The sequence below is a fragment of the Kitasatospora sp. NPDC022785 genome, from assembly GCF_055561295.1.
On sequence record NZ_JBVHHB010000002.1, the window covers coordinates 360,448 to 381,486 of the forward strand.

The following is a 21,039-nucleotide window of genomic DNA, read 5'->3' on the forward strand; positions in this document are numbered from 1 at the left end:
GCGCATATGTAGGAGACACGGCCTGTGGTCACCAGCGAACAGCGGCGGCGGCAGCTCGCCCGCGAGAAGTACGAGCGCCAGGCGCAGCGCCGGGCCGAGGCCCACGCCGCGCGCAGGCGCCGCAACACCATCATCGGGGCCTCGCTCGCCGTGGTGGTGCTGGCGGGCGGCGGCGCCCTGGTGGGCACGGGTGCGTTCGACTCCGAGGACAAGAAGGACTCGTCCCCCACCGCGCAGGCCGCGCCGACCGCCACCGGGGAGCCCACCACCCCGACCCGCAAGCCGGTCGAGGGCTGCACCGACCCGGCGCCGGGCGCGCCGAACGGCAAGCAGTGGCAGACCGAGCCGGCGATGAGCATCGACGCCTCCGGCACCTACACGTCGACGCTGGACACCAACTGCGGCAAGGTGACGCTCACCCTGGACGCGGCCAAGGCGCCGCACACGGTCAACTCCTTCGCCTTCCTCTCGGGCCAGCAGTTCTTCGACCACACCAAGTGCCACCGGCTGACCACGGGCGGCATCTTCGTGCTGCAGTGCGGCGACCCGACGGCCAGCGCCACCGCCCCGGGCGGCACCGGCGGCCCGGGCTACAAGTTCGCCGACGAGAACCTGACCGGCGCGACCTACCCGGCAGGCACGGTGGCGATGGCCAACTCCGGCCCGGGCACCAACGGCAGCCAGTTCTTCCTGGTCTACAAGGACACCAAGCTGGACCCGAACTACACCCCGTTCGGCAAGATCACCGGCGGTCTGGACGTGCTTCAGAAGATCGCCGCCGCGGGCACCCTGGAGGGTGGGGCGGATGGCCACCCGATGGCGGACGTCACCCTCAACTCGGTGACCACCGCGAAGGGTTGACCCGTACCGGGGCCGCGCCGCGCACGCCCGGGAGGCGTGCGGGCGCGGCCCCGGCCCGAAATCGCCCGGCCCGGATGCGGACAGCACCGGTCCTGGTCGCCTATGTTGGCGTTATGTAGGGTGCCCAGACCCGCCGGCCGTCACCCTCGGCAGCAAGACACGGCGGACGGGACGGCGGACTCATCGGTCCGCCGCACATCAACTGTGGACGACGTACGCGTACCGCCCCGGCGCGGGCGCGACGTCATGTGGAGGACGCGCTATGAGCAGCGACCCGTGGGGCCGTGTCGACGAGCAGGGCACGGTCTACGTCAGGACGGCCGACGGCGAACGCGTCGTGGGTTCCTGGCAGGCCGGCTCGCCCGAAGAGGCTCTCGCCTACTTCGAGCGCAAGTACCAGGGCATCGAGGTGGAGATCGGCCTGCTGGAGAAGCGGGTGCGCACCACCGACCTGGCCGCCAAGGACGCCCAGACGGCGCTGGAGCACCTGCGCGCGCAGGTGACCGAGGGGCACGCGGTCGGCGACCTGGACGCGCTGGCCAAGCGGCTGGACACGCTCGCCGGTGAGATCGAGAGCCGCCGCGAGCAGCGCAAGGCGGCCCGCGCCAAGGCCCAGGACGAGACCCGGACGGCCAAGGAGGAGCTGGTCGCCGAGGCCGAGCGGCTCGCCGAGTCGACCCAGTGGCGGGAGGCCGGCGACCGGCTGCGCGCCCTGGTGGACATCTGGAAGGGCCTGCCGCGGCTGGACCGTAAGAGCGACGACGAGCTGTGGCACCGCTTCTCGCACGCCCGCTCGGTCTTCTCCAAGCACCGCAAGGCGCACTTCGCCACCCTCGACGCCGAGCGCGACCAGGCCCGGGCGGTCAAGGAGCGCCTGGTCACCGAGGCGGAGGCGCTCTCCTCGTCCACCGAGTGGGGCGACACCGCGGCCCGCTACCGGGACCTGATGGCGCGCTGGAAGGCCGCCGGGCGCGCCCAGCGCGACATCGAGGACGAGCTGTGGGCGCGGTTCCGCGGCGCCCAGGACGTCTTCTTCCAGGCCCGGTCCGCCGTGTTCAGCGAGCGCGACGCCGAGCAGGTCGCCAACCAGAAGCTCAAGGAGGTGCTGGCGGCCGAGGCCGAGACGATCCTGCCGATCACCGACCTCAAGGCCGCCAAGGCGGCGCTGCGCGACATCAACGAGCGCTGGGAGGCGATCGGGCACGTGCCGCGCGACGTCCGGCCGAAGCTGGACGGCCGGCTGAACACGGTCGAGCGGGCGATCCGCGAGGCCGAGGACGCCGAGTGGAAGCGCTCCAACCCGGAGGCCAAGGCCCGTGCCGCCGGCATGGTCGGCCTCTTCGAGGCCAAGGCCGAGAAGATCCAGGCCGACCTGGACAAGGCCCGCGCGGCCGGCAACGCGAGCCGCGTCGCCAAGCTGGAGTCCGAGCTGGCCGGCGTCCAGACCCTGCTGGAGCAGGCGCACAAGAGCCAGGACGAGTTCAGCGGCTGAGTCCCCCGCCGCAGGACACGACGAAGGGCCCCGGGCGAACCCGGGGCCCTTCGTCGTGTCCCGCCGTCCGCTACTTGCGGGCCGAGGTGACCCGGTAGACGTCGTACACGCCCTCGACGCCGCGGACCGCCTTGAGCACGTGCCCGAGGTGCTTCGGGTCGCCCATCTCGAAGGTGAAGCGGCTCATCGCCACCCGGTCGCGGGAGGTCTGCACCGCCGCCGAGAGGATGTTGACGTGCTGGTCGGAGAGGACCCGGGTGACGTCCGAGAGCAGCCGCGAGCGGTCCAGCGCCTCGACCTGGATGGCGACCAGGAAGACGGACGACTGGGTGGCCGCCCACTCGACGTCGATCATCCGCTCGGGCTGCTGGCTGAGCGCCTCCACGTTGACGCAGTCGGCGCGGTGCACCGAGACGCCGTTGCCGCGGGTGACGAAGCCGACGATCGGGTCGCCCGGCACCGGCGTGCAGCAGCGCGACAGCTTGACCCAGACGTCCTCGACGCCCTTGACGATGACGCCGGGGTCGCCCTTGGCCCGGCGGCGGACGGCACGGCGGGTGTCGTGGGTCGGGGTGGCCGTCTCGGCGAGGTCCTCGGTGGCACCCTCCTCGCCGCCGAGCGCCTGCACCAGCTTCTGCACGATGTTCTGCGCGGCGACGTGGCCCTCGCCGATCGCGGCGTACAGCGAGGAGATGTCGGGGTAGCGCATCTCGTGGGCCAGGGTGACCAGCGAGTCGCCGGTCAGGATCCGCTGGATCGGCAGGCCCTGCTTGCGCATCGCCCGGGCGATGGCCTCCTTGCCGTGCTCGATCGCCTCCTCGCGGCGCTCCTTGGAGAACCAGGCGCGGATCTTGTTGCGGGCGCGCGGGGACTTGACGAAGCCCAGCCAGTCCCGGGAGGGGCCGGCGTTCTCCGCCTTGGAGGTGAAGACCTCGACGCTGTCGCCGTTCTCCAGGGTCGATTCCAGCGGCACCAGCCGCCCGTTGACCCGGGCCCCTATGCAGCGGTACCCGACCTCGGTGTGGACGGCGAAGGCGAAGTCCACCGGGGTGGCGCCGGCCGGCAGCGCTATCACGTCGCCCTTGGGCGTGAAGACGAAGACCTCGTTGTTGGAGAGGTCGAAGCGCAGCGACTCCAGGAACTCGCTCGGGTCCTCGGTCTCCTTCTGCCAGTCCAGCAGCTGCCGCAGCCAGGCCATCTCGTTGACGGCGCCGGCCTTGTCGTCCTTGCGGGCCTGGGTGGGGGTGTCGGTGCGGACCTTGGAGGCGCCGGCCACCGCGCGCTGCTTGTACTTCCAGTGCGCGGCGATGCCGTACTCGGCCCGGCGGTGCATGTCGAAGGTGCGGATCTGGAGTTCGACGGGCTTGCCGCCGGGGCCGATCACCGTCGTGTGCAGCGACTGGTACATGTTGAACTTGGGCATCGCGATGTAGTCCTTGAACCGCCCCGGCACCGGGTTCCACCGTGCGTGGATGGTGCCCAGCGCCGCGTAGCAGTCGCGGACGGTGTCGACCAGGACCCGGATGCCCACCAGGTCGTAGATCTCGGCGAAGTCCCGGCCCCGGACGATCATCTTCTGGTAGACCGAGTAGTAGTGCTTCGGCCGTCCCGTGACGGACGCGGTGATCCGGGCGCCGCGCAGGTCGCCCTGGACCTGGTCGATCACGGTCGCCAGGTACTCGTCCCGCTTGGGCGCGCGCTCGGCGACCAGGCGGACGATCTCGTCGTACATCTTGGGGTAGAGGATCGCGAAGGCGAGGTCCTCCAGCTCCCACTTGATGGTGTTCATGCCCAGCCGGTGCGCCAGCGGAGCGTAGATCTCCAGCGTCTCGCGGGCCTTCTTCTCCTGCTTCTCCCGCTTGAGGTAGCGCATGGTGCGCATGTTGTGCAGGCGGTCGGCCAGCTTGATCACCAGGACGCGCGGGTCCTTGGCCATCGCGACGACCATCTTGCGGACGGTCTCGGCCTGCGCGGCCTCGCCGAACTTCACCCGGTCCAGCTTGGTGACGCCGTCGACCAGCAGGGCCACCGAGTCGCCGAAGTCCCTGCGCAGGGTCTCCAGGCCGTAGTCGGTGTCCTCGACGGTGTCGTGCAGCAGCCCGGCCATCAGGGTCGGGGCGTCCATACCCAGCTCGGCCAGGATGGTCGCGACCGCGAGCGGGTGGGTGATGTACGGGTCGCCACTCTTGCGCTTCTGCCCGCGGTGCCACTTCTCGGCGACCGCGTACGCCTTCTCGATGTCCCGCAGCAGCGCCGGGTCGGCCTTGGGGTCGTTGGCCCGGATCGAGCGGAACAACGGCTCCAGAACGGGGTTGAGCACGCTGGAGCGCTGGCCGCCGAGGCGGGCCAGGCGGGCGCGCATGCCGCCGGTGGAGGACGGGCGGCTCGCGGGAGCCACCGGACGCGAGGAGGTCGGCGCCGGACGTGCCGGGGTGGCCCCCGAGGGCGTGGGACGGTCTTCGGGGGCGGCCGCTGCGGCCGTGGGCACAACCTCGTCGGGCAAGGACACTCCTCGGGGCACCGGGCCGACCCCCCGTACGGCTGCCATCAACACGGACAACCGGGAGGGGATGAATCTTCATGGTACCGAGCCGGGCGCTCCGGTGTTCAGCCGCCCGGGCCCGGACACGCTCCGGGCACGCGAAGGGCGGCGGTCGGATGATCCGACCGCCGCCCTCGTCCGTGCCTCGGCCCGTCTCCCGGCCCGGTTCCCGGGCCGTTCCCCGGCCCGTTCTCCGGACCGCTTCTCAGACGGTGACCAGCGTCTCCAGCGGGGCGGTGCCCAGGTGCCCGGAGAGCCTCTCGCGGCCGTCCAGGAAGCCCAGCTCCATCAGCACCACGACGCCCACCAGCTCGGCGCCGGCCTCCTTCACCAGGTCCAGCGAGGCCCCGATGGTCCCGCCCGTGGCCAGCACGTCGTCCACCACCAGCACCCGCTCACCGGGCGCGAAGGCGTCGCACTGCACCTCCAGCGTCGCCTGGCCGTACTCCAGCTCGTACGAGCGGCGGAACACCTCGCCGGGCAGCTTGCCCTGCTTGCGGATCGGCACGAAGCCGAGCCCGGCCGCGAAGGCCGCCGGGGCCGCCAGCACGAAGCCGCGCGCCTCCAGGCCCACCACCTTGGTCGCACCGAGGGCCGTCGCCCGCTCCGCCAGCGCCCGGGTGAGGGCCGCGAAGGCCTCGGCGTCGGCGAGCAGCGGCGCGATGTCCTTGAACAGCACACCCGGCTTCGGGTAGTCCGGGACATCCCGGATCCGGCTGTTCAGCAGCTCGGCCAGTGCGGTGTCGGCGGTGGTCACGAAGTGTCCTTACGGTCGGTCGGAGGTCAGCGCTTGGTGGACGGACGGCCCTTGGCACGGGCGCCGCCCGCCCGGCCGCGCTGACCGACCATACCCGCCGGCAGGTCGCCGTCGGCGAACTCCTCGCCCTCCGGCGTACCGTCCCGGCCCTCGGCCGCGGCCTTGGCGTCCGCGGCGCGCCGCTGGGCGACCCGCTTGGCCAGCGCCTTCATGTCGGACTGCTCCTCCTTGAGCTGCGCCAGCAGCGGGGTGGCGACGCAGATCGAGGAGTAGGCACCGGCGGCGAGGCCGATGAACAGCGCGAGCGAGATGTCGTTCAGCGTGCCGGCGCCCAGGATGCCGCCACCGATGAAGAGCAGCGCCGCCACCGGGAGCAGGGCGACCACCGTGGTGTTGAGCGAGCGCACCAGGGTCTGGTTGAGGCCCGCGTTGGCCGCCTCGCTGTAGGTGAGCCTGTTCTGCTTGGTGAGCCCCTTGGTGTTCTCCTTCACGGTGTCGAAGACGACGACCGTGTCGTAGAGCGAGTACCCGAGGATGGTCAGGAAGCCGATCACCGTACCGGGGGTGACCTCGAAGCCCACCAGGGCGTAGACCCCGATGGTGATCAGGAGGTCGTGGATGAGGGCGACCAGGGCCGCCACCGCCATCCTCCACTCGAAGGCGATCGCCAGGTAGACCGTCACCAGGACCATGAAGATGATCAGGCCGGTGAGGGCCTTGCTGGAGATCTGCTCACCCCAGCTGGGACCGATCACCTGGGTGTCGATCTCCTGGAGCGGAACGCCGAGCTCCTTGGACAGCTTGTCGGTGAAGACCGACGAGCTGACGTTCTCCTCGGAGGAGACCTGGATGCGGAACTTCTTGCCGTTGTCCACGGACTGCACCAGCGGGTGCGAGTGGACGATCTTGTCCACCGCCTCCTGCGTCTGCGAGATGCTCAGCCCGGGCTTGGAGACGGTGTAGACCGAACCGCCCTTGAACTCGATGCCGAGTTTCAGGCCCAGGGCCAGACCGACCGCCGCGACCAGCACGATCACGCCGGAGATGCTGTACCAGAGCTTGCGGCGACCGACGAAGTCGAAGCTGACCTCGCCCTGGTAGAGCCGGTGGCCCAGATTGGAGAAGCGTGACACGGTGTCAGGCCCCCTTCACGGCGGCGGACGAGGGGGTACGGCGACGGCTGCTGCGCAGCGGCGGGCGGGCGCCCAGGCGCTTCGGGTCCAGACCGGACCACGGGTGGCCGTCGGAGAAGAACTTCCGGCGGGCCAGCAGCGTGATCAGCGGCTTGGTGAAGAGGAAGATCACGACGACGTCGAGCGCGGTGGTCAGGCCCAGCGTGAACGCGAAGCCCTGCACCTTGCCGACCGAGACCAGGTAGAGCACCGCGGCACAGAGGAAGGACACGAAGTCCGACACCAGGATGGTGCGCCGGGCACGCGGCCAGGCCCGCTGGACCGCCGGGCGCAGCGGGGCACCCTCGCGGACCTCGTCGCGGATGCGCTCGAAGTACACGATGAAGGAGTCCGCGGTGATACCGATCGCGACGATCGCGCCACAGACGGCCGGCAGGTTCAGCGCGAAGCCGATCCCCGCGCCGAGCAGGCTCATGATCGAGTAGGTCAGGATCGCCGAGACGACCAGACCGGCGATGGAGACCAGGCCGAGGCCGCGGTAGTACACCAGCGAGTAGAGGACCACCAGCAGCATGCCGATGGCGCCGGCGATCAGACCGGCCTGCAGCTGGTCGCCGCCGAGCTGCGGGGAGACGGTGGTGACGTCGTCCGTGGTGAACTCCAGCGGCAGGGCGCCGAAGCTCAGCACGTTGGCGAGGTTCTGCGCCTCGGCCTGGGTGAAGTTGCCCGAGATCACGCCCGAGCCGCCGGGGATGGCGCCGCGCACGTACGGGTGGGAGACGACCTGGCCGTCCAGCACGATGGCGAACTGGTTGGCCGGAGCGGCCTGGGGCGCCAGCTGGCCGGTGATCTTGGTGAAGGCGTCGGTGCCGGCACCGTTGAACTGCAGCTGGACCTGCCAGCCGGCACCCTGCTGGGTGTCGATGCTGGCCTGCGCCTTGGAGATGTCGGAGCCCTTCACCGCGACCGGGCCGAGGGCCAGCTTGTAGAAGACGCCGTCCTCGTCCTTCTGGGTGCAGGCGACGGTCGACTGTTCCTCGGACTTCTGCAGGTTCTGGCGCTGCTCCTGCTTGGAGCAGTCCAGGGCGGCGAACTGGGCGGCCAGCTCCGGCGGCACGGTGCCCTGGGTCATCGCGGCGGAGAGGTCCGGCGTGGTCGGGGCGGTCGCGGCGGCGCTCGGGGTCGCGGCGGGCGAACCGGACGCGGCGGCGCTCGGGGTGGCGCTCGCGCTGCCGGTGGCGGCCGCGGACGGGCTGGCGTCGGCGGCGAGGGCCTCACCGACGGCGCGGCCCTGCTTGGTGGGGCTGGCGCTGCCGGTCGCGGCACCCGCCGAAGCGGAGGCCGACGCCGAGGGGCTCGCGCTCGGGGCGGCACTGCCGCTCGCCGAGGGGGCCGCACTCGGGGTCTGCGCCTGGACGCCGGTCGGGGCGAGGGCGAGGACCGGGCGGAAGTACAGCTTCGCGGTGGTGCCGACCTGGTCGGCCGCGTTCTGCTTGTCACCGCCCTTGGGGATGTTGACGATGATGTTCCGGTCGCCCTGGGTCTGGACCTCCGCCTCGGAGACACCCATCCCGTTGACGCGCTGCTCGATGATCCCGGTGGCGATGTCCATGTTGGACTTGTTGATCGCCTTGGGATCGGTCGACTTCGCGCTCAGCGTGATACTGGTGCCGCCTGCGAGGTCGATCCCCAGGCGGGGCTTGGTGTTGCCCGTCCCGAACATGAGGGCGACCAGTCCGACGGTGACCACCAGGATGAGGGCCAGCGCCCGCCCCGGGTAACCGTCGCGCGGGCGCGACTTGGGTGTTGCCACCTTGCTCGTTTCTCCCTGTCCATGCCACCTCCCCTACCGGACCCCCGTCCGGCTCGTGGCTGGACGGGGGCGTGGCGGATCTGCGGCCCTGAGATCCTGTGGACTCGCGGCACTGCGCCGCGCGACCGGGCGGGTGCCCGGCCGTACTACTTGCTCGCGGGAGCCCCGCCCTCGGCCTCGCCCTTGTCGGCGCCGTCCTTGGTGAGCGTCAGCGGCTTCTCGTCGACCGGCTCGGCGTCGGCGTCCTCGGCCTCCGGCTCCGGAAGCTCGTCGTCGGCCGGGCGGCCGTTGATGATCGCGTCGTACTCCGCCGGCTCCAGGACCGCCGCGATCGCGCTCTTGGTGAAGTGGGTCACCACGCCCGGCGCGATCTCGAGCTCGATGGTCTCGTCGTTCACCGCCTTCACCTGGGCGTACAGGCCGCCGATGGTACGCACTCCAGCCCCGGGCTCCAGCGCCGTCTGCATCTGCTGCATCTGCGACTGGCGCTTCTTCTGCGACCGGAACATGAGCACGATCGCGATGATCGGGAGGAGAAGGATGATGAGGTTCACTGCAGCCAGGGTCCTTTACGGGCCGCCGGCCGGCGGCCTGTGTGGTATTGGTCGGCCCGTCAGGTGAGAGGGGCGGTCCGGCGGAGTCTAGGCGACCCCGAACTGATCGGACAACGCCAAGCATCGCATCCTGCCGCCGAAAGTGGCGAGCCTCGGCCTGCACAGTTTCCCCGGGCTTCTCCCCCGGCTTCTCCCCGCGGACCTGCGCCGGGCCCTGGTACGCCCCTATCGTCCCGGTGTCACCCGTTCAGCCCTCGTCGGCCGGGAAAAGCTCCGACTGGGCCGGCAGCACACCCCGATTGGTCTGGACCGGAGGGGTCTGGAACGGCGGAGTCAGGCCGAGGTGCTGCCACGCGGCGGCGGTGGCGATCCGGCCCCGCGGGGTGCGGGCGAGCAGGCCCTCGCGGACCAGGAAGGGCTCGGCGACCTCCTCGACCGTCTCGGACTCCTCCCCCACCGCGACCGCCAGGGTGGACAGGCCGACCGGGCCGCCGCCGAACAGCCGGAGCAGCGCGTCCAGCACCGCGCGGTCCAGCCGGTCCAGCCCGCGGGCGTCCACCTCGTAGACGTCCAGCGCCTGGGCGGCGATCTCCGGCGTCACCACGCCGTCGTGGCGGACCTGCGCGAAGTCGCGGACCCGGCGCAGCAGCCGGTTGGCGATACGGGGCGTGCCGCGGGAGCGCCCGGCGATCTCCGCCGCGCCGGCCGGGTCGATCTCGACGTCCAGCAGCGCGGCCGAGCGGTGCACCACCCGCTGGAGCTCGGCGGGCGCGTAGAACTCCATGTGGCCGGTGAAGCCGAAGCGGTCGCGCAGCGGCGGCGGCAGCAGGCCGGCCCGGGTGGTCGCGCCGACCAGGGTGAACGGCGGCAGCTCCAGCGGGATGGCGGTGGCGCCCGGGCCCTTGCCGACGATCACGTCGACCCGGAAGTCCTCCATCGCCATGTAGAGCATCTCCTCGGCGGGCCGGGACATCCGGTGGATCTCGTCGAGGAAGAGCACCTCACCCTCGGTGAGCGAGGAGAGGATCGCCGCCAGATCCCCCGCGTGCTGGATCGCGGGGCCCGAGGTGATCCGGATCGGGGCGCCCAGCTCGGCCGCGATGATCATCGAGAGGGTGGTCTTACCGAGCCCGGGCGGGCCGCTGAGCAGCACGTGGTCGGGCGCGGTGCCGCGCTTGCGGGCCGCTTGGAGCACCAGGGACAGCTGCTCGCGGACCCGCTCCTGGCCGATGAACTCGTCCAGCTGCTTGGGGCGCAGCGCCGCCTCGACCGCCTGGTCCTCACCGTCGGCGGCGGCCGTGACCAGCCGGTCGGCCGGGCCGCAGTCGTAGGAGCTCATGCCCCCTCCTCGCTTCGTCCGCTCACTGCTGCGGGCTCCAATGTCGACAAGATGACAGGTGGTCAGATCGGTAAAGAGGTGCTCAGCGGGCCCGGTTGAGAGTCCGCAGGGCCGCCTTGAGCAGGGCGCCGACGTCGGTCACGGTCTGCGCCTCGGCCTCCGGAGTGACGGCGGTGACCGCCTCGTCCGCCTCGCGCGGCGCATAGCCGAGGCCCACCAGGGCCGCGTGCAGCTGGTCGCTCCACGGCGCCGGGCCGGCCGCGATCGGCTTCTGGGCGGGGACACTGCCGTGCGGGGCGCCCAGCTTGTCCTTGTACTCCAGCAGCAGCTTGGCGGCCTTGGCCTTGCCGATACCGGGGACGGCGATCAGAGCCTTCTCGTTCCCCGCGGCGACGGCGGCGCGCAGTTCGTCCGGGCGGTGCACCCCGAGCATCGCCTGGGCCAGGCGCGGGCCGACCCCGGGCGCGGCCTGGAGGATCTCGAAGACCGCCCGCTCGTCGTCGTCGGCGAAGCCGTACAGGGTGAGCGAGTCCTCCCGGACGACGAGCGAGGTGGCCAGCCGGACGGGCTCGCCGAGGCGCAGGCCGGCCGCGGTGTTCGGCGTGCACTGGACGGCCATCCCGACGCCGCCGACCTCGACGACGACGGTGCCGCCGGAGACGGCGGCCACCGGGCCCTGGACGAAGGCGATCATCGGGCGGCTCCTCGGGGGGCTCGGTAGGAGGACGGGCGGGCGGACGGACGGGCGGGCGCCGCCTTGGCCACGGCGGCGGCGATCCGGTCCGTCGCGCCGCCGCGCCAGATGTGGCAGATGGCCAGCGCCAGCGCGTCGGCGGCGTCGGCCGGCTTGGGCGGGGCGTCCAGCCGCAGCAGCCGCTGCACCATGGCGGTGACCTGGGCCTTGTCGGCCCGGCCGGAGCCGGTGACGGCGGCCTTGACCTCGCTGGGGGTGTGCAGGGTGACGGGGATGCCGCGCCGGGTGGCGCAGAGCATCGCGACCGCGCTGGCCTGCGCGGTGCCCATCACGGTGCGGACGTTGTGCTGGGCGAAGACCCGCTCGACGGCGACGAGGTCCGGCCGGTGCTCGTCGAGCCAGCTCTCCACGCCCTGCTCGACCAGCAGCAGCCGGGGCCCGATCTCCGCGTCGGCGGGGGTGCGCACCACACCGACCCCGACCATCTTCAGCGGCCGGCCCGGCGCACCGTCCACCACGCCGATCCCGCACCTGGTCAGACCCGGGTCCACACCCAGTACCCGCACGTCGTGCCCCGCCTCTCCTGATTCGCCGCTCGCCTCCGGGCGCCCGGACCCGATGCCGACACGACTCGCGCCGGCGCTCCTCCGGCTCCTGTCGCCCGTCGCTCGCGGCATCGGCGCGCCCTTGGGCTAGCGGCGGGCCGCCCGCTCGCCGAGCGACCTGCGAAGGCTACCGCCCGGGTACGACAGACCCACCGACGACACCGGCCCGGTGGTCCCAGGGACCACCGGGCCGGACAGTGGGAACGATCACTCGGCGTCGAGCTGCGCACCGACCTCGTCGCTGATGTCGAAGTTGGCGAAGACGTTCTGCACGTCGTCGCTGTCCTCCAGGGCGTCGATCAGCTTGAGGATCTTGCGGGCGCCGTCGACGTCCAGCTCGACCTGCATGCTCGGGAGGAAGTTGGCCTCGGCCGAGTCGTAGTCGATGCCGGCGTCCACCAGGGCGGTGCGGACGTCGACCATCTTGGAGGCCTCGGAGACGATCTCGAAGGACTCGCCGAGGTCGTTGATCTCCTCGGGCTCCTGGTCGAGGACGACCTCGAAGAGCTTGTCCTCGTCCACGCCGTCGGCCTTGGGGACGATCACGACGCCCTTGCGGTTGAACAGGTACGAGACCGAGCCCGGGTCGGCCATCGAGCCGCCGTTGCGGGTCATCGCGACGCGCACGTCCGAGGCGGCGCGGTTGCGGTTGTCGGTGAGGCACTCGATGAGCACCGCGACGCCGTTCGGACCGTAGCCCTCGTACATGATCGTCGAGTAGTCGGCCCCGCCGGCCTCGGCGCCCGAGCCGCGCTTGACGGCGCGGTTGATGTTGTCGATCGGGACCGAGCTCTTCTTCGCCTTCTGGATGGCGTCGTAGAGGGTCGGGTTGCCGGCCGGGTCGCCGCCTCCGGTGCGCGCCGCCACCTCGATGTTCTTGATCATCTTGGCGAAGAGCTTGCCGCGCTTGGCGTCGATCACGGCCTTCTTGTGCTTGGTGGTAGCCCACTTAGAGTGGCCGGACATCGCCAGCTCCTTTACGTCGCCAAAGGGAAATGAACAGAAGAGATCTTACCGGTGCCGCCACCGGTGGACAGCACACGGTCAGCATGCGGCGGCGAGGCGCTACCGCGCGGTGCCGACGGGCCGCTACCGCGCGGCCGCGGCGAGGTGCTCCTCGACCATCCGCACGAAGTAGCCGTGGACCCGGTGGTCGCCGGTCAGCTCGGGGTGGAACGACGTGGCCAGCAGGTTCCCCTGGCGGACGGCGACGATCCGGCTGTCCGGGCCGTCGGCCGCCGGCAGCTCGGCCAGCACCTCGACGCCCGCGCCGACCGCCTCGACCCAGGGGGCGCGGATGAAGACGCCGTGCACCGGCGCGTCGCCGAGGCCCTCGAAGGCGATACCGGACTCGAAGGACTCGTTCTGGCGGCCGAAGGCGTTGCGGCGCACCGTCATGTCGATGCCGCCGACGGTCTCCTGGTCGTCGCGGCCGTCCAGGATCTTGTCGGCCAGCATGATCATGCCGGCGCAGGTGCCGTACACCGGCATCCCGGCGGCGACGCGCTCGCGCAGCGGGTCCATCACGCCGAACAGCAGCGCCAGCTTGGACATGGTGGTGGACTCCCCGCCGGGGATCACCAGCGCGTCGACCTCGGCCAGCTCCTCGACGCGGCGCACCGGGCGGGCCAGCGCGTCGGCCTCGGCCAGCGCGACGAGGTGCTCGCGGACGTCGCCCTGCAGGGCGAGGACGCCGATGACTGGAGTGCTCACGGTCTCAAACCTTCTTCGATCGGTACTTCGTGTGATCGCTGCCCCGGGCGGACGTTGCTCCGCTCCGGGCGATCGTCTTCTTCGGCCGTCGTCGTCCGGGGCCCGGCGCGGCGCGGCCCGCCGCGCGCCGAGGCGCTGCGGCGGGCCGACACCGGACGCGGGGTTGGACTACCAGCCGCGGTTGGCGTAGCGCTCGGTCTCGGGCAGGGTGTCGCAGTTGATGCCGACCATGGCCTCGCCCAGGTTGCGGGAGGCGTCCGCGATGATCTTCGGGTCGTCGAAGAAGGTGGTGGCCTTGACGATCGCGGCGGCACGCTTGGCCGGGTCGCCCGACTTGAAGATGCCGGAGCCGACGAAGACGCCCTCGGCGCCCAGCTGGCGCATCAGCGCGGCGTCGGCCGGAGTGGCCACACCACCGGCGGAGAACAGCACGACCGGCAGCTTGCCGAGCTCGGCGACCTCCTTGACCAGCTCGTACGGGGCGCGGAGCTCCTTGGCGGCGGCGTACAGCTCGTTGTTGTCGAAGCCGCGCAGCTTGGCGATCTCGTTCTTGATCTGACGCAGGTGGCGCACGGCCTCGACCACGTTGCCGGTGCCGGCCTCGCCCTTGGAGCGGATCATGGCCGCGCCCTCGGCGATGCGGCGCAGGGCCTCGCCCAGGTTGGTGGCACCGCAGACGAAGGGGGTGGTGAACGCCCACTTGTCGGAGTGGTTGACCTCGTCGGCCGGGGTCAGCACCTCGGACTCGTCGATGTAGTCGACACCGAGCGACTGCAGGACCTGGGCCTCGACGAAGTGGCCGATGCGGGACTTCGCCATGACCGGGATCGAGACCGCCGCGATGATCTCCTCGATCATGTTCGGGTCCGACATGCGCGCGACGCCGCCGTCCTTGCGGATGTCGGCCGGAACCCGCTCCAGCGCCATGACGGCGACAGCGCCGGCGTCCTCGGCGATCTTGGCCTGCTCGGCGTTGACCACGTCCATGATCACACCGCCCTTGAGCTGCTCGGCCATGCCGCGCTTCACCCGGGCGGTGCCGATCTGCGGCTGGTCTGCGGTGGTGGGGGTGGTGGACACGTGAGACCTCACTCGAAGATGAACCAGTGCTATCGCCCTATGGTAGGCGGAAGAAACCGTCACTCCATGCGCCATCAAGTCCAGGCAGGCCGACGGGATACGACAAACAGGCCGGATCCGGACCGTCCCGCCGCACCCCGTGGGAGAAGCGGCCCGGGGCCGGACGCCGACCGTTCGCACACCGAAAGCAGGCCGTGCGCCACCCGGCTCAGGCCGGAGCGCCCTCGGGGGTCAGCGCCGGCGGCGGCGCGTCGTCCATCTCGAACGCCATCGGGAACGGCGCACGTCCGGCCAGCCGGAAGTAGCGCACCAGCCGGTGCTCCCGCACCGCCCGGGCCGCCCGCACCGCGTCGTTGTGGAACCGCCGGGCCATCGGTACCCGGCGCACCGCGGCGGTGAGCTCCTTCACCGCCTCCTCGCCGCCCGGCTCGGCCACCAGCACGGCGACCTGCTCCGGCTCGGCCAGCACCGCCCGCAGCGCCATGCTGAGCTGGCTCTCCGCCACCTCGCGCTGCTCGTCGTCGGCCTGCCGGGCCACGTGCGCGGCGTCCAGCAGCAGCAGCGAGGCCGCCGGGTCCAGCAGCGAGGAGGTGGCCAGCTCGATCGCGACCGACGCCCGGCGGACCAGCTGCGCGTCCAGCGCCGCGCGGGCGGCGTCGATGCGGGCGTGCAACCGGTCCAGCCGGCCGGCCGTCCAACTCAGGTACATGCCGAACAGCACCACGGCCACGCCGGCCCAGATCCAGGTAGTCACGGGGCGCTACGCTACCGGGTGCCCGCGGCCCGGCCGCGCCGCCGGGTGGCCGCGGCTCAGCCGCCGACGGTCGCGCTGCGGTAGCTGTCCCGGTCGATGTCCGAGATGTTCACCGCCGTGAACAGCCGGGTGCCGGCCGCCGGGACGACCCGCTCCGCCAGCAGCGCCAGCACGGCGTCGCTGAGCGCCGCCTTGGCCTCCGCGGTGCGCCCGGGGAAGATCTGGAACTCCACGTACACCTGGGCGTCCGGGCCCTCGCTCTCGCCCACCACGAAGCCCTGCACCTCGCGGAAGACGGTCTTGCAGGCCTCCGGGGTCGCGTTGATGGTCTTCACGGCGAGCCGGTTGATGGCCAGGCCCAGCTCACGGCGGTCGAACGCGCCGGCCAGCTCGGGCGAGTAGTCGACGGAGATCTGCGGCATCGGTGCCTCCAGGAGTCACGGTGATCACTACGGTCCGGCAGACCACAACCACCGCGGCCCGCGGTTGCTTCCCGCGCCGGCGGGATCAGTCCCGGGCCAGCCCGAACCGGCCGCGCCGGCCGCCGCGCTCGTCCTCCTCGACCACGGCCGCCGCACCCGCCGCCACCGTCTCGTACACCGCCAGGATGTCCGCGGCCACCGTCGACCAGTCGAACCGCCGGACGTACCGGGACGCCGCCTTGCTCAGCTCCGCCAGCCGGCCCGGGTCCCCCAGCAGCCGCAGCGCCGACCGGGCCAGCGCGTCCGCGTCCTCCACCGGGAACATCTCGCCCGCGTCCCCGCCGTCCAGCACCTGCTTGAACGCGTCCAGGTCGCTCGCCAGCACCGGCGCACCCGCCGACATCGCCTCGACCAGGATGATCCCGAAGCTCTCGCCACCGGTGTTCGGCGCCACGTACAGGTCGACGCTGCTCAGCAGCCGGGCCTTCTCCCGGTCGCTGACCATGCCGAGGAACTCCACCTGCTTGCGGACCTCCGGTGCCAGCCCGGCGACCGCCTCCTCCTCGTCGCCCTTGCCCGCCACCAGCAGCCGCACGCCCGGCCGCTCGGCCAGGATCTTCGGCAGTGCGGCCAGCAGGGTCGGCAGGCCCTTGCGCGGCTCGTTGATCCGCCCGACGAACCCGATCGTGCCGGGCTCGCCCACCGCCGCGCCGCCCGTCCAGCGCGGGTCCGGCTCTGCCTCCGCGAAGAAGCCGACGTCCACGCCGTTGGGGATCACCACCGGGTCCCCGCCCAGGTGCTCGACCAGGGTGCGGCGGGCGTACTCGCTCACCGCGATCCGGGCCCGGATCTTCTCCAGGCCCGGCTGCAGGATCGGCGAAGCAGCGATCATGAACCGCGACCGCGGGTTGGAGGTGTGGAAGGTGCCGACCATCGGCCCGGTCGCCGACCAGGCAGCCAGTATCGACAGGCTCGGTGCGACCGGCTCGTGGACGTGCAGGATGTCGAACGCGCCGTCGTGCAGCCACCGCCGCACCCGGGCCGCGGACAGCGGGCCGAAGCTCAGCCGCGCCACCGACCCGTTGTACGGAACGGCCACCGACCGCCCGGCCGAGACCACGTACGGCGGCAGCGCCTCGTCGTCCTCGGCGGGCGCCAGCACCGACACCTCGTGGCCGAGGCCGATCAGGTGCTCCGCCAGGTCCCGGATGTGGAACTGCACCCCGCCGGGGACGTCCCAGTCGTACGGGCAGACGATGCCGATCTTCACTGATTCCTCGTGTTCCTCTAGGTTCGCCGTCAGGGCCCGGAGGCCTCGGCGGCGGGCTCGCCGGCCGGCTCCGCGACGGGCTGGACGGCCGGGCTGGCCGCGGGTGCCTCCACCGTCGCACGGACCGGGAGGTCGGCCAGCCAGAACCGCTGCAGCATGTGCCAGTCCTCGGGGTGCTCGCGGATCGCCTGCTCCCAGACCTCCGCCATCGCCTGCACCATCAGCCGGGTCTTCTCCTGGCGGTCCCCCTGCGCCGGCACGGGCACCTCGGGGTGGATCCGCGCCCGCATCACCGGGCCGTCGTACCAGAGCGACACCGGCAGCAGCGCCGCCCCCGTCCGCTGGCAGAGCGCCGCCGGCCCGGCCGGCATCCTGGTCGCCTCGCCGAAGAAGGACACCCCTATGCCGGCCTCCGAGAGGTCCCGGTCACCGACCAGGCAGACCAGCCGCCCCTCGCGCAGCCTCCGGGCCAGCGTGCCGATCACATTGCCCCCGCCGCCGGTCAGCGCGAGGACCTCCATGCCCAGGCTCTCCCGGAACGCCACGAAGCGGTCGAACAGCTTCTCCGGCTTCAGCCGCTCCGCGACCGTCGTGAACGGGTACCCCTCCAGCGCCACCCAGGCTCCCGCGAGGTCCCAGTTGCCCATGTGCGGCAGCGCTATCACCGCGCCGCGCCCGGACTCCATCGCCTCCCGCAGCTGCTCGAAGCCCTCGACCTGCACGTCCCGGGCCACCCGCTGCCGGCTCCACACCGGCAGCCGGAAGGACTCCATCCAGTACCGCATGTACGAGCGCATGCCGGCCCGCGACAGCTCCCGCAACCCGGCCTCGTCCAGCCCCGGGCGCACCCGCCGCAGGTTGGCCTCCAGCTGCAGCACCCGCTTGCCGCGCTTGCGCCACGCGAAATCGGCCAGCCTGTCGAACAGGCCGGACGCGGCCGGCTCGGGCAGGTGCTTGAGCACCGCCCAGCCCAGCGCGTACGCCGAGTACACCAGTCGGTCCTTCACCGCAGGCCCGCTCCCCTTCAGCTCCCGGCCGCCACTCGGTCGGCCTCGAACGCCTCCCGGCGCACCGTCAGCATCCGCTGGAACACCGTCACCAGGCTGCCCGCCGCCACCAGCCACAACGCCACCGGCAGCAGCCACTCCACGTACGGCACACCGAACGTGTGCAGACCCGCGATCCCGGCCCCGACCAGGCTGATCACCAGCCGCTCGGCCCGCTCCACCAGCCCCGACACGTCACACGGCAGCCCCTGGCTCTCCGCCCGGGCCTTGGTGTACGACACCACCAGACCGCTCGCCAGCGAGAAGATCGCCACCGCGCAGAGCAGATTGTTGTCGCCCTTGCCCGCGTACCACATGGCCAGGCCGCCGAAGATCGCCGAATCCGCCACCCGGTCCAGCGTGGAGTCCAGGAACGCCCCCCACTTGCTGGTCCGGCCCAGCTGCCGGGCCATGTTCCCGTCCACCAGGTCCGAGAAGATGAACAGCGTGATCGTGATGGTGCCCCAGAAGAACTCCCCGCGCGGGAAGAACACCAGCGCACCGGCCACCGAACCGGCGGTACCGATCAGCGTCACGGCGTCCGGGCTCACACCCAGCCGGATCAGGAACGCGGCGAACGGGGTCAGGACACGTGTGAAGAAGGCACGCGCGTATTTGTTGAGCATGGCCTTCCCGACCGCTCCGATCTCCCTGGTACCCGCCTGCGGCAGAGTGCGCGGCAGACGGCCGGACGGATCAGCCCATCCGGCGCACCCATCGTAGCCACGCCGACGACACCCTCCGGCGCACGCCACCGTCCTCCCGCCCCCGCACCCCCTCGGCCCGTCACCCCGGGTGCGCGGCCCCACACGAACGGTCACCACGGGCGCGCGCATGCGGCGCGGATCGCCGGACCCGCACCTAGACTTTCAACGACAGTCTCGGCGCGACGGGAGGAGACCCCGATGCCCGACCGCAGCACCGCACGAGCCGGCCAGGCGCCCACCGTCACCGGCCCAGGCCACCTGCGCAACGTCGTCCTCATCGGCTGCAGCGGCGTGGGCAAGACCACCCTCGCCGAATCCCTCGCCCTCGCCGCCGGCGCCGTCAACCGCGCCGGCCGCGTCACCGACGGCAACACCGTCTCCGACCACGAGGAGATCGAGCACCAGCAGCAGCGCTCCGTCCAGCTCTCCGTGCTCCCCCTCGAATGGCACGGCATCAAGGTCAACCTGCTCGACCCACCCGGCCACCCCGACTTCACCGCCGACCTGCGCGCCGCCCTGCACGCCGCCGACGGGGCCGTCTTCGTCGTCTCCGCCACCGACCCCGTCACCGCCCCCACCCGCGCACTCTGGCGGGAGTGCGCCGCAGAAGGCATCCCGCGCGCCATCGCCGTCGCCAAACTCGACGTCGCCCGCAGCGGCTTCGACGAGATCCTCGCCGCCTGCCACGACGCCTTCGGCCTCGGACCGGACACCCTGCGCCCGCTCTTCCTCCCCGTCCGGCACGACGGCCGCCCCGACGGCAGCGTCGACCTGCTCACCGGGCACACCTACGGCCAGGCCGACCCGCTCCCCGACACCGGCCCCGCCCGGGACAGCCTCGTCGAGGCCATCTCCGGCCAGGACGACACCCTCATGGAGCGCTACCTCGCCGGCGAACCCCTCGACACCGACGCCCTCGAAGCCGGCCTGCGCCGCGAGATCCTCGCCTGCACCCTCCACCCCGCCGTCCCCACCGACGACAGCGGCCTCGGCGCCACCGAACTCCTCGACCTCATCACCACCTCGTTCCCCGACCCCACCGAACGCACCCGCCCCGGACCCGAGTGCGACCCCGAAGCCCCGCTCGCCGCCCAGGTCGTCCGCGTCACCGGCGACGCCTACGTCGGCCGGATCAGCCTGCTGCGCATCTACGCCGGCACCCTGCGCCCCGACACCCGGATCCACCTCGCCGGCCCCGACCACCCCGCCGACCAGGACGGCGACGAACGCGTCACCGGCCTCACCAGCCCCTTCGGCAAACTCCAGCGCCCCGTCCCGCACGCCGTCGCCGGCGACCTCGTCTGCGCCGCCAAACTCACCACCGCCCGCGCCGGCGACACCGTCCACGACCCCGGCCACCCGGTGAAGCTCGACGGCTGGACCGTGCCCGAAGCGCTGCTGCCCATCGCCATCGAGGCCCACAGCAAGGCCGACGACGACAAGCTCTCCCAGGCCCTCGCACGGCTCGTCGCCGAAGACCCGGCCCTGCGCCTGGAACAGAACCCCGACACCCACCAGCTGGTCCTCTGGTGCACCGGCGAGGCCCACGCCGAGGTCGTCCTCGACCGCCTCCGGGGCCGGCACGGCGTCCACGTCGACACCGTCGAACCCAGGGTCGCCCTGCGCGAGACCTTCGGCACCGCCGCCGCCGGCCACGGCCGCCTGGTCAAGCAGTCCGGCGGGCACGGCCAGTACGCCATCTGCGACCTGGAGGTCGAACCCCTCCCGGCCGGTGCGGGCTTCGAATTCCAGGAGCACGTCGTCGGCGGCGCCGTCCCCCGGCACTTCATCCCCTCCGTCGAGAAGGGCATCCGCGCCCAACTCGCCAAGGGCGTCTCCACCGGCTACCCGCTCGTCGACGTCCGGGTCACCCTCACCGACGGCAAGGCGCACTCCGTCGACTCCTCCGACTCGGCCTTCCAGACCGCCGCCGCCCTCGCCCTGCGCGACGCCGCCGAACACGCCGTCATCCGGCTGCTCGAACCCGTCGCCGCCGTCAGCGTCCTGCTGCCCGACGACTACCTCGGCGCCGTCCTCACCGACCTCGGCGCCCGCCGCGGCCGCGTCCTCGGCACCGAGACCGGCGGCCCCGCGCTCACCCTGCTGCGCGCCGAAGTCCCCGAACTCGAACTCATCCGCTACCCCGTCGACCTGCGCTCACTCACCCACGGAACGGCCGAGTTCTCCCGCGCCCACCTGCGCCACGAACCCATGCCCGCCGCCCTCGCCGCCCGCCACACCGGGGAGAAGTCCTAGG

Annotated in this window: 19 protein-coding genes; 3 read left to right on the plus strand and 16 right to left on the minus strand. The window is 72.1% G+C overall.

Annotated elements, in window-relative coordinates:
- Positions 1–24: 24 nt before the first annotated feature.
- Both ACZ3YO_RS04915 and ACZ3YO_RS04920 read left to right on the plus strand, forming a co-directional pair.
- Positions 25–861 carry a peptidylprolyl isomerase gene (locus ACZ3YO_RS04915; protein ID WP_465564894.1) on the plus strand — a complete coding sequence of 279 codons (837 nt, stop codon included), beginning with the start codon at positions 25–27 and terminating at the stop codon, positions 859–861.
- Positions 862–1,123: 262 nt separating this feature from the next.
- Positions 1,124–2,353 (plus strand): DUF349 domain-containing protein, encoded by a 1,230-nt coding sequence (locus ACZ3YO_RS04920; RefSeq protein ID WP_465564897.1) that lies wholly within the window; start codon positions 1,124–1,126, stop codon positions 2,351–2,353.
- Positions 2,354–2,423: 70 nt separating this feature from the next.
- Here the strand turns inward: ACZ3YO_RS04920 and ACZ3YO_RS04925 are convergent, their stop codons facing one another.
- The 16 genes from ACZ3YO_RS04925 to pgsA all read right to left on the minus strand — a co-directional run bounded on the left by ACZ3YO_RS04925 (position 2,424) and on the right by pgsA (position 18,701).
- Positions 2,424–4,901 (minus strand): RelA/SpoT family protein, encoded by a 2,478-nt coding sequence (locus ACZ3YO_RS04925; protein ID WP_465564900.1) that lies wholly within the window; start codon positions 4,899–4,901, stop codon positions 2,424–2,426.
- Between the two features lie 199 nt (positions 4,902–5,100).
- Positions 5,101–5,652 (minus strand): adenine phosphoribosyltransferase, encoded by a 552-nt coding sequence (locus tag ACZ3YO_RS04930; protein ID WP_465564902.1) that lies wholly within the window; start codon positions 5,650–5,652, stop codon positions 5,101–5,103.
- A gap of 26 nt (positions 5,653–5,678) precedes the next feature.
- Positions 5,679–6,785: a protein translocase subunit SecF gene (gene secF, locus ACZ3YO_RS04935; protein WP_465564905.1), complete on the minus strand. Its 1,107-nt coding sequence runs from the start codon at positions 6,783–6,785 to the stop codon at positions 5,679–5,681.
- Positions 6,786–6,789: 4 nt separating this feature from the next.
- Complete coding sequence (gene secD / locus ACZ3YO_RS04940; protein ID WP_465564907.1) at positions 6,790–8,598, minus strand: protein translocase subunit SecD; 1,809 nt, start codon at positions 8,596–8,598, stop codon at positions 6,790–6,792.
- A 146-nt stretch (positions 8,599–8,744) separates the two neighbouring features.
- Positions 8,745–9,152 (minus strand): preprotein translocase subunit YajC, encoded by a 408-nt coding sequence (gene yajC / locus ACZ3YO_RS04945; protein ID WP_465544113.1) that lies wholly within the window; start codon positions 9,150–9,152, stop codon positions 8,745–8,747.
- Positions 9,153–9,399: 247 nt separating this feature from the next.
- Complete coding sequence (gene ruvB, locus ACZ3YO_RS04950; protein ID WP_465564911.1) at positions 9,400–10,491, minus strand: Holliday junction branch migration DNA helicase RuvB; 1,092 nt, start codon at positions 10,489–10,491, stop codon at positions 9,400–9,402.
- 82 nt (positions 10,492–10,573) lie between these two features.
- On the minus strand, positions 10,574–11,185 hold the full coding sequence (ruvA, locus tag ACZ3YO_RS04955; RefSeq protein ID WP_396321689.1) for a Holliday junction branch migration protein RuvA: 612 nt from the start codon (positions 11,183–11,185) through the stop codon (positions 10,574–10,576).
- On the minus strand, positions 11,182–11,751 hold the full coding sequence (gene ruvC, locus ACZ3YO_RS04960; protein WP_465544116.1) for a crossover junction endodeoxyribonuclease RuvC: 570 nt from the start codon (positions 11,749–11,751) through the stop codon (positions 11,182–11,184). The genes ruvA and ruvC overlap by 4 nt, the downstream gene beginning before the upstream one ends.
- Before the next feature lie 246 nt (positions 11,752–11,997).
- Positions 11,998–12,756: a YebC/PmpR family DNA-binding transcriptional regulator gene (locus ACZ3YO_RS04965; protein ID WP_209410139.1), complete on the minus strand. Its 759-nt coding sequence runs from the start codon at positions 12,754–12,756 to the stop codon at positions 11,998–12,000.
- Between the two features lie 123 nt (positions 12,757–12,879).
- The gene (gene pdxT, locus ACZ3YO_RS04970) at positions 12,880–13,503 is read right to left on the minus strand and encodes a pyridoxal 5'-phosphate synthase glutaminase subunit PdxT (RefSeq protein WP_465564916.1); all 624 of its coding nucleotides are present in this window, start codon (positions 13,501–13,503) and stop codon (positions 12,880–12,882) included.
- Between the two features lie 168 nt (positions 13,504–13,671).
- Positions 13,672–14,583 carry a pyridoxal 5'-phosphate synthase lyase subunit PdxS gene (gene pdxS / locus ACZ3YO_RS04975; protein ID WP_030258885.1) on the minus strand — a complete coding sequence of 304 codons (912 nt, stop codon included), beginning with the start codon at positions 14,581–14,583 and terminating at the stop codon, positions 13,672–13,674.
- Positions 14,584–14,791: 208 nt separating this feature from the next.
- Positions 14,792–15,292: a hypothetical protein gene (locus ACZ3YO_RS04980; protein ID WP_396321817.1), complete on the minus strand. Its 501-nt coding sequence runs from the start codon at positions 15,290–15,292 to the stop codon at positions 14,792–14,794.
- A gap of 101 nt (positions 15,293–15,393) precedes the next feature.
- Positions 15,394–15,759 carry a 5-carboxymethyl-2-hydroxymuconate Delta-isomerase gene (locus ACZ3YO_RS04985; RefSeq protein WP_465564919.1) on the minus strand — a complete coding sequence of 122 codons (366 nt, stop codon included), beginning with the start codon at positions 15,757–15,759 and terminating at the stop codon, positions 15,394–15,396.
- 85 nt (positions 15,760–15,844) lie between these two features.
- Positions 15,845–17,029, minus strand: coding sequence for a glycosyltransferase family 4 protein (locus ACZ3YO_RS04990; protein ID WP_465564921.1), 1,185 nt, complete (start codon positions 17,027–17,029; stop codon positions 15,845–15,847).
- 29 nt (positions 17,030–17,058) lie between these two features.
- On the minus strand, positions 17,059–18,036 hold the full coding sequence (locus tag ACZ3YO_RS04995) for a phosphatidylinositol mannoside acyltransferase (RefSeq protein WP_465564923.1): 978 nt from the start codon (positions 18,034–18,036) through the stop codon (positions 17,059–17,061).
- A gap of 17 nt (positions 18,037–18,053) precedes the next feature.
- Positions 18,054–18,701: a phosphatidylinositol phosphate synthase gene (gene pgsA / locus ACZ3YO_RS05000; protein WP_396321695.1), complete on the minus strand. Its 648-nt coding sequence runs from the start codon at positions 18,699–18,701 to the stop codon at positions 18,054–18,056.
- 279 nt (positions 18,702–18,980) lie between these two features.
- Here pgsA and ACZ3YO_RS05005 point away from each other — a divergent pair, with 279 nt between their 5' ends.
- On the plus strand, positions 18,981–21,038 hold the full coding sequence (locus tag ACZ3YO_RS05005) for an elongation factor G-like protein EF-G2 (protein WP_465564927.1): 2,058 nt from the start codon (positions 18,981–18,983) through the stop codon (positions 21,036–21,038).
- The last annotated feature ends 1 nt before the right edge of the window (position 21,039 follow it).